9 protein-coding genes are annotated in these 13,209 nt (G+C 43.9%); 5 read left to right on the plus strand and 4 right to left on the minus strand.

Features of this window, described 5'->3' with window-relative positions; translation table 11 throughout:
- Window positions 1-69 precede the first annotated feature (69 nt).
- A complete protein-coding gene (yqfB, locus tag AB6D06_RS14730) occupies window positions 70-387 on the plus strand; it encodes a N(4)-acetylcytidine aminohydrolase (RefSeq protein ID WP_372101416.1) in 318 nt (105 codons plus the stop codon).
- A 35-nt stretch (window positions 388-422) separates the two neighbouring features.
- Complete coding sequence (locus AB6D06_RS14735; RefSeq protein ID WP_372101417.1) at window positions 423-860, plus strand: hypothetical protein; 438 nt, start codon at window positions 423-425, stop codon at window positions 858-860.
- Between the two features lie 134 nt (window positions 861-994).
- Here the strand turns inward: AB6D06_RS14735 and AB6D06_RS14740 are convergent, their stop codons facing one another.
- The 4 genes from AB6D06_RS14740 to AB6D06_RS14755 form a co-directional block, all read right to left on the minus strand.
- On the minus strand, window positions 995-2,233 hold the full coding sequence (locus AB6D06_RS14740) for a leucine-rich repeat-containing protein kinase family protein (protein ID WP_372101419.1): 1,239 nt from the start codon (window positions 2,231-2,233) through the stop codon (window positions 995-997).
- A 119-nt stretch (window positions 2,234-2,352) separates the two neighbouring features.
- On the minus strand, window positions 2,353-3,927 hold the full coding sequence (locus AB6D06_RS14745) for an ABC-F family ATP-binding cassette domain-containing protein (protein WP_372101421.1): 1,575 nt from the start codon (window positions 3,925-3,927) through the stop codon (window positions 2,353-2,355).
- A gap of 509 nt (window positions 3,928-4,436) precedes the next feature.
- Window positions 4,437-5,015, minus strand: a complete 579-nt coding sequence (locus AB6D06_RS14750) for a TetR/AcrR family transcriptional regulator (RefSeq protein ID WP_017066051.1) — start codon at window positions 5,013-5,015, stop codon at window positions 4,437-4,439.
- Window positions 5,012-6,448: a coniferyl aldehyde dehydrogenase gene (locus tag AB6D06_RS14755; protein WP_372101423.1), complete on the minus strand. Its 1,437-nt coding sequence runs from the start codon at window positions 6,446-6,448 to the stop codon at window positions 5,012-5,014. Before AB6D06_RS14755 ends, AB6D06_RS14750 begins: the two co-directional genes overlap by 4 nt.
- A gap of 561 nt (window positions 6,449-7,009) precedes the next feature.
- Between AB6D06_RS14755 and speA the strand changes: the two genes are divergently transcribed.
- The 3 genes from speA to AB6D06_RS14770 form a co-directional block, all read left to right on the plus strand.
- Window positions 7,010-8,917: an arginine decarboxylase gene (gene speA, locus AB6D06_RS14760; RefSeq protein ID WP_372101425.1), complete on the plus strand. Its 1,908-nt coding sequence runs from the start codon at window positions 7,010-7,012 to the stop codon at window positions 8,915-8,917.
- Window positions 8,917-9,843, plus strand: coding sequence for an agmatinase (gene speB, locus AB6D06_RS14765; protein WP_372101427.1), 927 nt, complete (start codon window positions 8,917-8,919; stop codon window positions 9,841-9,843). Before speA ends, speB begins: the two co-directional genes overlap by 1 nt.
- 661 nt (window positions 9,844-10,504) lie before the next feature.
- Window positions 10,505-13,209 (plus strand): retention module-containing protein (locus AB6D06_RS14770; protein ID WP_372110711.1); only part of this gene is annotated, 2,705 nt, incomplete at its 3' end.

Below are 13,209 nucleotides of genomic sequence, written 5' to 3' on the forward strand. Positions count from 1 at the left end.
ATTCGCTTGAACACGCATTCTGGTATATAAACATTTACCTAACCTTTAAATGTAAAGCGACCGAAATAAATGACCGCACCGACCACTATGACGTTCTTCGAACGTTTTGAAACTGACATCCTATCTGGCAAGAAGACGATTACTATTCGTGATGAATCTGAGCGAGACTACCGGCCAGGCAGTGTTGTGGAAGTATCGACGCTAGAGCAAGACCGTGTGTTCTGTAATCTTAAGATCATCAGCGTTGAGCCAATTTTGTTTGATGACTTAGGTGAGTTCCATGCGGAGCAAGAGAACATGACGCTAGAAGTTCTGAAGGGTGTGATTCAAGATATCTACCCAGGGATCTCTGAGCTTTATGTTGTCTCTTATGAGTTGGTAGCTTAAGCCTTATTGGATTGACTAGCTAGGGATGGCGATTAATGAGTAATAACCAGCAGACACTGCTTCAGCTTTACTGTCGTGAACAACAAGATCAAACGTTACTGTCTAAGAATGACCTTGATAGTGATCTGAGTGAGAGTGCCGATTATTTAAAGTGGTGCGAGAGCAAAAGAAACTTTGTTGAAGAAGATGTCTTAGGGCGGACTTGGGTAAAAAGTTGCCCAGCAGGGTACATTACCGAGGTTCACTTTCATTCTGATGGTAGTCTAACGGAATATCATTTGTTTGACCGATTTGAAACCCAAGGTCATTGGTTGCTGAAAAGTGGGTTGCTGCAAGTCGAAATCAATAAAGGTGACAATCGTTACCAGTTTGATGTTGTCGCGTGTAAAGACCTCAATATTCATTCGGCAGTGGAGTATAAGAATCAAGAACTCCACTCTTACCTCAAGCTTGTTCAAGTGGAAGCTAGTTAAGTCATTCGTAACAGAAATAAGCCAAACTTGAGCCTGATTGGATTCATCAAATTCCAAAACAAAAAAAGCTAACGATAAACGTTAGCTTTTTCATTTCCGGAGAAACTTGATTGAACGCTTAAGCTTGGTAGCTCTTATGCGTGATAGTTTTCGAGTTTCTTATACAACTCTGAATTGATATCGCTTGCAGCGCAAACCGTCAATAGGTCTTCAATAAAGTACTTGAGAGCGCGAGCTTCGATTTGTCGAATACCTTGTTGCTGCTCTTCTGTTAGGTAACCGTAGATAGTCGCTGCTCCAAAATCGCCAAAGATCATTCGGCCTTGCTCATTGACCAGGGTGTTGTGCGCATACAAGTCACCGTGACACACCTTATTGGCATGAAGGTGTTCAAACACATCAATCATTTGTTCGGTAATGCTGTTGATCTGAGCAATTGAAAGCTCGAAGCCTTCGTTGAACGTATCACGAGTACAACTTTCAAGAGTAGGGGGCAAGCCTAGGTTGTAATAGTTGCTCGGAATCAGTTCCATGACTAACGCTAGGTAGTCAGACTCGTCGACTTGAGCGATAGACTTCACTAGGTTGCTATGATGACCAGCTTGAAGGCAGGCTTCGAGTTCATCGTGTGGGTAACCGTCGCTTGTTACTTCGCCTTTGAATACTTTAACCGCCACTTCTTGTGGGAAATCAAAGTCACGATTTAACCAGTTAGCATGAGAAATTATCCCAGACGCACCTTGCCCAAGAACTTGATTCAGTGAGTAGCATTGTGAGCTTACGGCAGGCACGCTATCTAAGCTGCTTGGGTGTTTGCAAAATGGGTTACCCGCAAACGCTAACCAAGCCAGTTTTGGTAGCTTGATAAGAAACTCTGGGAATTCAGTCAGTTGGTTTGCAGACAGACGAACCAGTTCAAGGTTCGATAGGTTTTCCATACTTTCTGGTAAAACGCGAATCTTGTTACCCGCCAATGCGAGTTTTTGTAGGCGTGGTCTTTTACCTAAAGAGTGAGGGAGAACCTCGATTGCGTTGTCTGTCAGGATCAACCAGCGTAATTGAGGTGGTAGAGATACTTCACTTACGGTTTTGATTTGGTTGGTCTTGAAACCGATCATTTCAAGCTTAGGAAGTGACCCAAGAACATCAGGCAGGTGCGTAAACAGGTTATTCGACGCGAAGATAATACGCAGGTTAGTTAGCTTTGATAACTCGGCTGGTAGGTCTGACAGCTGATTACCTGAAAGGTCTAGGATCTCAAGAGAATCTGCAAGCTCTATGATTTCTAGAGGAAACTCGGTGAGACTTTCCGACAGTTTTAAGCGCTTAATACCTTTAAGTTGCCCTGATTTTAATTGTTCTAGAGTATGCAAACCTTAGCCTTATGAATAGATGTTCGAGGCGTGTAGTTTACTTGTCTCAACCGAGAAAGGCGAGCATCAGTAATGAAGCTCGCCTAACAGGTTTAAGACTCAAGGTTTAGGGACATGGACTAAAGCTGGATATGGTTTTGGCTAACGCCGACCTCCTCAACAAAATCGCTATCATGACTGACCAAGATGAACGCACTTTGGTATTCACGCAGAGCCGAAGCCAATATTTGCTTTGAGTCTATGTCCAAGTGATTGTCTGGCTCATCAAGCAAAAGAAGTGGGGCATCCTGCTTATGGCTAACGATCAACATCGCCAGTTTCATTTTTTCACCACCACTTAAATGAGCCACTTTTCGGTATACAGAGTCTCGCCTGAACCCAATCCCTGCCAACAAGGTTCGAGCGTCACTTTCTGTTAACCCAAAGCTGTGTGTCATCAAACTATCGAACATGGTGTCGTTGGTGTCCAACAGGCCAAAGTGTTGATCCAAGTATACCGTCGCCCCTAAGCGCTTAATGGATCCAATATAGTTCGAGCGTTGGCCGTGAATGGCTTTTAACAGTGTCGATTTTCCGCACCCATTAGCCCCAGTTAGATAACATCGTTCCCCTTGTGATAGAGAGAAGCTAATAGGAGCACCAGAACCAAAACTCATGCGACACTCTTCAACGGTTAATAGTGAGTGTTTTTTAGAACGATTCGCTTGTTGTAGGTACAACGCTTGCGGCTTCAGTTGCTCTTGCTGTTCTTTAAGAGATTGAAGCTTATGTTGGTTTTGATCCTTTAAGTTCCTGTGGCTTGTTGCCGATGCTCCTTGGGTTCGTCCTGCTTTATCTTTCATTGCATCCAATAATATCTTGGGTTGGCTACCTGATTTTCGGAGTCGGTTACCTTGAGATTCACGTTGTTGTGCTTTTTCCTTGTTAGTCTGAGCTTGGCGCTCGAGTCGTTTCTTTTCCGATTGATGATGCGTTATCTGCTTGTCCAGTACTTCACTTTGACTCGACATTTGCGTGAAGTAATCATCGTAATTCCCTTTATAGAAACGCATGCCCAAACTGTTGAGGTGATAGATCCCTTCCATGTGTCTCAACAAGCTTCGATCGTGACTGACGACAAGTACTTTTCCTTCAAACAACTGGCACTGTTCTAGTAACCAATTGCGCCCTTCGCTATCCAAATGGTTTGTAGGTTCGTCGAGAATCAGTATGTCGTGGTTTGAGGCGAATAACCGATGAAGCTGTAAAAGGGCGAGTTGCCCACCACTCAATGTATGGCACGGTGTGGTTAACCCACTGGTTATTTTCAATGTGGCTAAAAGTTGCTTTGTGTTCGCTTGTAAATCCCAATCCTCGCCAACGATATTGAAGTGCTGAAGTTCGCAGCTGCCTTGTTCTATGGCATGTAATGCGTCTAACTTTTCGGTGATCCCCAAGAAGTCAGCAATGCTGGTTGTGCTATCCAATAGCTTTGAAGGCAACTGGGAGTAAAAGCCGATCGAGCCTTGTCTGGAAACACTGCCTGATGTGGGTTGTGTTTGCCCGACCAGTAATGAAAGCAGTAGTGACTTTCCCGCCCCATTTCTTCCGACTAAGCCTGTCAGGCGACTGCTCAAATTAAAGGTGATGTTTTTGAATAACCACTCACCAGTATCGAGTTGGAATGAGAGATTATTGGCTAATATAGTCGGCATAGAAATACCTCCCTTTACGTGTAAACGAGTAAAAGGGGTGAGGCGCTTTTCTGTGTAAGCTCCTGCTGGATGCTAACAACAGATCGCCAAAGGCGTTACTTAGATAGATGACCAATGAAAGAGAGAAAGCGGTATTGAGATGGTTCCTGTCTTTGAGGTACTGATCTTAAAGATGTTTGTTTGTCAAAAAACGGATCTTTAAGAGCTTGATTTGTCGTGAAAATAGATGATGAAGTAACGCCCACTAACCCCGAGTGTCCAAATGATTTTTATAAAAATAAATCGGATGTCAGGATGTTAGTACTTCATTATGGCGTTATTCTCTTTTGAAATGATGGTGGGATGGTACTGAAAGAAAGTACTCTGAGTCAATATGTTGAGGTGATTAAATTGTGTTCAAATAATTAAAGCGCCTTTGTGGCGCTTTAGTGATCATTATTGGAAATCAGTTGAGTCTAGAACTTATATCTTTGGGTTTAGAGCTTAGAGCCTTGGGCTTAAAGCTAAAGCTACTTGGTTTGCCCACCAACGGCGCGCCAACACATATCAAAGCTATCGTTGATGTACTTCGATGTTTGCTCTGGTGGAGACTCGCTTTGTTCAATCAGCCAGTTTGCACAAATCAGAAAGTGGCTATGAATGAAGTGTCTAACAAGGTTAATGTCCAACACCATCAATTCACCATCTTGTTGCCCTTTCAAAATGATCTCGTCTAGCGATGCGAACATCTGTGAAACAATCACTTCTCGAGTTTGAGTCGTTGGGTCGAAATGAACATTGGTGAAGAACTTCATCGCAACCGGATTCTCTAATGCCCACTCAATTCCTGTGATCCACATGAACTTAAAGGTTTGGTAGCGATCTTCTACAGCCACATCAGTGTGCGGTTGAAGGGTCGAGAATAGCTCTAGCTTCAGCTCGCGAAACAGTTCATCAATCAATAGAGATTTATTCTCGAAGTGGTGGAACAACGTCGCTTTTGCCACGCCGGCGGTTTTCGCTATTTGTCCGGTAGATGTGCCCTCTAGCCCTTGTTGAGAGAAGAGCAGGAGTGCAGCATCTAGGATTTTTTGTCTTTTGGTGATCATCTATTGAGTACTTTGAACATCAGTTTCTTGATTGGGTTGTTGTAAGGAGGATGCATTAACTTGGTGAAGTTGATTTTTCCTCTACTTAGAACGGTTTTGGCATGGCTAAGGGTCTTGAAGCCCTCAATGCCGTGATAGTGTCCCATGCCTGAAGGGCCGATGCCACCGAATGGTGCGTCTTCTGCAGCCACATGCACCAAAGAATCATTAATACACACGCCGCCAGAGTGCGTGTCTGATAAAAGCTTGTCTTGGGTTTCTTTATTATGGCTCATTAGGTACAGAGCCAGTGGGCGTTCTCTCTCTGTGATGTAATTGATTGCTTCTTCGATGGAATCATAAGGCACGATAGGCAAAACAGGACCAAACAGCTCTTCTTGCATCGCGAGCATCTCATCGTTCACTTCGGTGAGAAGGTGCGGCGTCATTCTGTGGTTTACATCGTCTTGTGCTTGTTCGGTTACCGTGTGAATAACCGCGCCTTTGGCTTGTGCGTCTTCAATGACACCTTTCAAGCGATTGTATTGGCGCATGTTGATCACTGAGGTTAAGTCTTTGCTCTCAATACCGGCTTTATAAAGCTTCTTGAAATAACGCTTATAGGCTGTGATGAACTCGTCTGATTTTTCTCGCGGCAATAAGATGTAATCAGGCGCTACACATATCTGGCCAGCGTTTAGACTCTTGGCAAACAAGATACGTTCAACAGCGTCAGCCACATCAAAGTCAGGGGCAATGATGGTTGGAGACTTGCCGCCTAACTCCAAAGTTACTGGCGTTAAGTTGTCGGCTGCTGCTCTCATGACGTGCTTACCCACAGAGGTCGAGCCTGTGAAAAGGATATGGTCAAACGGCAGTTGGCTAAATTTAGCGGAAACATCCGCTTCGCCTTCGATAATCGCGACTTGATCTTCACTAAAGCCTTCGGCCAGCATGGTTTTCAAAACTCGGTTGGTCGCAGGAGTAAACTCGGACATCTTGAGCATTGCAGTGTTGCCCGCCGCTAACGCAGTGATGAGAGGACCTAAAGAGAGCATTATAGGAAAGTTCCAAGGAACGATAATGCCTACAACGCCTACCGGTTGATAGTGAACAGTGATCTTCGCTGGTGTTAGCATCAAGCCTGCTTTTCTACGAGATGGCTTCAACCATTTCTTAAGGTTCTTATCACTGTAATTAATTTGGTGAAGAGAAGGGGTGATATCAGCAATCAAGCTGTCGTGCTTTGCTCGATGGCCATAATCTTCAGATACTGCCTCAATCAATTGCTCTTGATAGCGCATTAACAACGCTTTTAATACTGAGAGGTTTTCTCTTCTCTGCTCAAGCGTAGGATTAACGTTATTGCGGTAGTGATCTTGTTGTCGGTTGAATATTTGATCCATGTCGTTGGTGCTCGACGTGTTTGGTTCAAGGTCTAGATTATGGCTCATAGTATCCCCTAAATTCGAAGGCTGACCGATTGGTTGGTCAGTTGAAATTACAAGAAGATTGAACCGAATACAAGATATGCGCGAGAAAAGTTCAAAAATTGAGCGGTTACAACATTGAAGTGAGCGAGTTCTAGTAGGAAGAATGAAGTGTTTATCGGCATCGAATCGCGGGACACAAGCTGTGTTGGTGATAGCGAGAGTTCAGATTGTGAAGTGCTTATATTTGTCACAACTCTGACTTAACCTCACTCAATTTACTAAAAATCTTTTGGTTTCTGCACATTTTTTCTCCCTAATTTAATGTGAGAAATTGCTTTATATTTAATGCGCTTCAGCCTGTTTTTTACCCTAAAACCTTGTAATTCCTTACCTGTCATTTTAAGTCGATCTGTCGATAAAAAAACGTAATCGTCACCACAAATATCAATGGTTGGACTCGCTCTTAATAATATCGGTTAATGCAGCCAACAAATCGTTTTTGAACGCTTTTTGTTGGGTTATACCTCGCTATTCCAAAGAGGTATCTTCTGTCGATGGCCCTATAGTGTGAGGTCTCTAGAATTGGAAAATTCGGTTAATTTGGAACGCATCCGTGCTGAGTATAATGTAAAGCACTGGAGCCAAGGTTTTTATGGAATTGATGATAACGGTGAGGTGTATGTTTCACCGAGCGAGACGGATCATCAAGTCCCACTAAGTAAGATCGTAAAACAGTTAGAGCAAAGAAATATTGGTTTACCTGCTCTTGTGCGTTTTCCTCAAATAGTGCATCAACGTGTGCACAATATCTGTAACGCATTTAACCAAGCGATCGACGAATATCAGTACGACAATCGTTACCTACTTGTTTATCCGATTAAAGTTAACCAACAAAAAGAAGTGGTTGATGAGATCTTAGCGAGCCAAGCTCAATTAGAGCAAAAGCAGCTAGGACTAGAGGCGGGCAGCAAACCTGAACTATTAGCGGTACTGGCGTTGGCTCAAAAAGCGAGCTCTGTGATCGTGTGTAACGGTTACAAAGACAGAGAATACATCCGCCTTGCACTGATTGGCGAGAAACTAGGGCACAAGGTTTTTATCGTTCTAGAGAAGCTGTCTGAGCTTGATCTTGTTCTTTCTGAAGCGAAAGCACTTGGCGTAAAACCTCGTTTGGGTTTACGTATCCGTCTTGCTTCTCAAGGCGCAGGTAAATGGCAAGCAAGTGGTGGTGAGAAGTCGAAATTCGGTTTGTCTGCATCACAAGTGCTTACTGTTATCGAACGCTTGAAAGCCGAAGACCAGCTGGATGTACTTGAACTTGTGCACTTCCACCTAGGTTCACAAATGGCAAACATTCGTGACGTGCGAAATGGCGTGAGTGAAGCAGCTCGTTTCTACTGTGAACTGCGTGATATTGGCGCTCAACTGAAGTTCTTAGATGTTGGTGGTGGCTTGGCAGTCGATTACGACGGCACACGTAGCCAATCTTCAAACTCAATGAATTACGGCTTACTTGAGTACGCTCGTAACATTGTGATGACAGTAGGGGATATTTGTAAACTCTACAATCAGCCACAACCTGTGATTATTTCAGAATCTGGTCGCTCACTGACAGCGCACCATGCTGTACTGATCACCAACGTGATTGGTACTGAAAGCTACTCGCCGGAAGATATGGCTGCGCCTGAAGCTGAAGCTCCAATGTTGCTAAACAACATGTGGAAGAACTTCTTAGAGCTCGATGCTGGTAATGATGACCGAGCGTTGATTGAGATCTACAACGACACGCAAAGTGATATCGCAGAAGCACACAACCAATTTGCAACAGGCATGCTGAATCTTCAACACCGTGCTTGGGCAGAGCAGATGTCTTTGCGCATTAACTACGAACTTAGCTCTCGAATGAGCACTAAGAACCGTTACCACCGTCCTATTTTGGATGAGTTGAGCGAGCGTTTAGCCGACAAGTTCTTTGTTAACTTCTCGTTGTTCCAATCGTTGCCAGATGCTTGGGGTATCGATCAGGTATTCCCTGTATTACCTCTAAGTGGTTTGGATAATGCGGACGAGCGACGCGCTGTTGTATTGGACATCACATGTGACTCTGACGGTACGATTGACCAGTATGTTGATGGCCAAGGTATTGAAACGACTCTGCCAGTTCCTGCATGGAACCCAGATGAACCATACCTGATGGGCTTTTTCTTAGTAGGCGCATACCAAGAGATCTTGGGTGATATGCATAACCTATTTGGTGATACTCACAGCGTAGTGGTCAACGTTGACGAAAGCGGTGAAGCGAATATCGACTACATCAACGAAGGCGACACGGTTGAAGATATGATGCGTTACGTTCATATCGATATGGACTTAATTCGTCAGAACTACAAAGAATTGGTCACGGCGAAAGTACCAGCGCAAGAACAGCAAAGTGTACTTGAAGAGTTAGAGCAAGGCTTGATGGGTTACACCTATCTTGAGGATTTTTAATGAACGATCTATTTACCAAACCAGATTACTCGCTGTATTCCAATGCGATGACGTTTATGCGTCGTCCATTGGTACAGAACCCAATTGATAACGATGCTGATGTGGTTGTGTTGGGCGTGCCGTTAGATATGGCGACGTCTGGTCGACCGGGTGCTCGTATGGGCCCTGATGCGATTCGTCGTGCGTCTGTAAACTTGGCGTGGGAAGGCAAAAAATTTCCTTGGGACTTCAATGTATTTGAACATACCTCGGTGATTGATGCTGGCGATCTTGTGTTTGATTGCGGTGATGCTGAAGATTTAACTCAGCGTTTAGAAGCGGCTGCAAATGCGATTCTAAACAGTGGTAAAACATTGTTAGGTTTAGGTGGCGATCACTTCATTACATTGCCTTTGCTAAGAGCATACGGCAAGAAGTACGGTGAAATGGCTCTGATTCATTTTGACGCGCACACTGATACTTACAATCAGGGCAGTCGTTACGATCACGGTACTATGTTCTACTATGCGCCAAATGAAGGGTTAATCTCGCCTGAGCATTCTGTGCAAATAGGTATTCGTACAGAGTATAAGCAGGAAGGTCATGGCTTTAATGTTATCAATGCGATGCAAGCGAATGACATGAGCGTGGATGAGATCATTGCTCAAGTGAAAGGCATTGTTGGTGATAAGCCAGTTTACCTAACGTTTGATATCGATTGTCTGGATCCTGCTTTTGCGCCGGGTACTGGGACGCCTGTGTGTGGTGGTTTGAACTCAGATAAAGTACTCAAAATCATCCGTGGCTTACAGGGTATCAACATGGTTGGTATGGACGTTGTAGAAGTGTCTCCTGCCTATGACCAAAGCGAAATTACGGCATTGGCTGGTGCGACGATTGCTCTCGAGCTGCTTTACGTCTGGACTGCAAATCGCCTTGCTAAATAGTTGTGTGTCATTGCTAACAGCATAACGCTATATACTGATTTTAAAGCCCACTAAGGTTCAACTTAGTGGGCTTTTTTTGGATACCTCGAAATATCCATTTGCAACTTCTACTCATTGTCCCTGTATACCCATTCAATACTCTAACTGTTGTATATGCAATTGACGCCATATACGGTGTTTGAACAGTTTCTCATCAGCTTTATGCTGCACCTTGTCTCAAATATGGGATTTAGTTCTTCTTTGGGGTTTAGGTATATATCGACCCTATCAATCGCCCATAAATCCTAATGATTTATCAACTTTATTACTGTATATATTTATAAAAATTTGAGGTGTAATTAAGGTATGCGTTTTATTGCATATTAATCAACACCCTATAAACTTTTGCTTAGTCCATGAACAAACTAAAGTGAATGCCTAGATTTGTGAAAAGAAGTCACTTCGCACAGACATGACATTTCGGATAAGGAAGACTAGGCTTAAAGTTAAGTAAACTATAAAAAAAACAGGCGAAACGGAACTGACTCATCACATACATCAGTCTACGTAATTGATTGTTAATGCAGAGAATAAGTTCTGAATATAATTTAAGCCTGAAACCGTTATTACTATCATTTTCACGATGTTGGGCAATACAGCATTTTGTGACCTCGGGGGATATATGGGTATTGAAGTTTCGCGCCAAGCTGCAGTTGTAGAGGCAGTGAGTGGAGAAGTCATTGCGGTTAAGTCTGATGGAAGCGCACGAAAAATTTCAGTTGGCGATATTATTCGTGAAAACGAGATTGTTATCACTGCAAACCAAGCAGAGCTGTTATTAGGTAACCCAAACGGTGTCACTGAGGTGGCAAGTAATTGTGTTGGCTGTGTTGATCAAGACTTAGTGTGGGCTGATGCTCCTATCGCTGGAGAAGTTAATTTTGACTTACAGCAAGCCGATGCAGGAGATTTTGATGATGATGAATTTGCTGCTATCCAAGAAGCCATTTTAGGTGGTGCCGATCCGACCCAAATCTTAGAAGCAACGGCTGCGGGGGGCGGATTAGGTTCTGCAAACGCTGGCTTTGTGACGATTGACTACAACTACACCGAAACTCATCCGTCGACATTTTTTGAGACCGCAGGTCTAGCAGAACAAACGGTTGATGAAGACCGAGAAGAGTTCAGAACAATAACCCGTTCATCGGGAGGTCAATCAATCAGTGAAGTGCTCACCGAAGGCTCCATTTCTGGCAATACCTACCCCCAATCTATTACAACTACCGAAACGATTATTGCTGGTAGTTTAGCGCTCTCCCCTGATTCTTTTGTTCCAGAAGCACTGTCTCTCGCTTCGCTACTCACAGAGCTAAACAGTGATATTACTTCAAGTGGTCAACCCGTTACGTTTACTTATGATGCGGCGACGAACTCTATCATTGGTGTTCAAGGCACCGATGAAGTATTACGCATCGACATCGATGTTGTTAGTGTTGGAAATAACGCTGAGCTTTCATTGACCACAACGATTTCTCAACCAATTGATCACGTAACGTCTGTTGGTGGCGGTCAGGTTTCCTATACAGGCGATCAAATTAACATCACTTTTGATATTCAAGGTGAAGACACCGCCGGAAACCCATTAGCAACACCAATTAATGCGCAAGTTGCCGTGGTTGATGGGGGCGATCCGTCTGCTGAAAGTGTGAATATCAGTAACGTAGAAACTAGCAGTGCAGCAATTGAAGGAACGTTCTCCAATATTGGTAGTGATAATCTTCAATCAGCTGTATTTGATGCTGGTGCACTGGACCAGTTTGATGGGTTGCTCAGCGATAATCAAAATACGCTTGCAAGGCTATCTGATGATGGGACAACGATCACTTTGTCCATTCAAGGTCGAGGTGAGGTTGTTCTCACTATCTCACTAGATACCGATGGTACTTATAAATTCGAGCAGTTTAATCCAATAGAACAAGTGGGCACCGATTCACTGACGTTCGATTTACCGATCACGATTACCGATTTCGACCAAGATGTTGTAACCAATAACATCAACATTGTTATCACTGATGGCGATAGCCCAGTCATTACTAATGTCGACAGTATTAGTGTCGATGAAGCAGGCATCATTGGTGGCTCACAAGAGGGAACCGCGCCTGTAGCGGGGAGCGGAAGTATCACTGCCGATATTTTCGAAAGCGACATCATCGACCATTATGAACTGGAGCCGACGGAATTTAATACGGGTGGCACCTTGGTTTCAAATGGTGAGGCTGTGCTACTTGAGCTGATTGGTGAGATCGGTGGTGTAAGAACTTATGAAGGTTACGTTGAGGTCAATGGAACGAGAATTACGGTCTTTGATGTTAAAATTGATAGCCCTTCATTGGGCAACTATGAGTTTAATCTTTATGAAGAACTTTCTCATCAAGGCGCTGAAGATGCGCTGCTAACTTTTGCATTGCCAATTTATGCTGTTGATGCAGATGGCGACCGTTCTGCACTGTCTGGAGGTTCGAACACACCAGAAGCTGCTGAGATTCTCGTTAATGTAAAAGATGATGTACCAGTGATGACAGCACCTACAGGGGAAACAGTTGTCGATGAGGATGACCTCACTGGTATTGGTTCCGATCAATCTGAAGACACCATTATTAATGGATTATTCACGGTTGATGAAGGCGCCGATGGTGTTGCGAAGTATGAACTGGTTGATGAAGATTTGGTTCTGACTGGCTTAACCTCCGATGGAGAAAGTCTAGAGTGGCAAGCTGTTTCACAAAACGGCACAACATTTACTTATGTTGCTCAAACTGCAACGAGTAATGAAGCGGTGTTCGAGATTATTTTCGATACCTCGGATAACAGCTATCAATTCGAACTGTTTAAACCAATTAAACATCCTGATGGCTCGGGTGAAAACACGATTGACCTTAACTTCTCTGTTGTGGCTGAAGATTCCGACCAAGATAAATCGAATGCGGTCGATCTGCAGATCACGGTGACGGATGATGTGCCAACCATCACTGATATGACTGCTGCGAGTACGTTTGTCGTTGATGAAGATGATTTAAGCTCTGTTATCGCTCAGGCGACAGGTGCATTTGTTACGACTGAAGGTGCAGACAAAGTTGAGGTTTACGAACTGCGTAATGTCTCAGCGCTTGAAGCGACATTGACCTCTGGAACTGAAGCGATTTCTATTACAGAAATTACAGGGGCGGCTAACACAACGACCTATCAAGGTACGACGACAAGCGGGACTCCTATCTTCACGCTCGCGCTAGCGAATGATGGCTCTTATACCTTTACGTTGTTAGGTCCTCTAAATCATCCTACAAGTCCGAATTCCAATACCTTAACGATTCCATTCGATGTCGTTGC

Origin of the sequence: Vibrio sp. 10N.239.311.G01 (assembly GCF_041465805.1) — a bacterium.
Lineage (GTDB): Bacteria > Pseudomonadota > Gammaproteobacteria > Enterobacterales > Vibrionaceae > Vibrio > Vibrio crassostreae_C.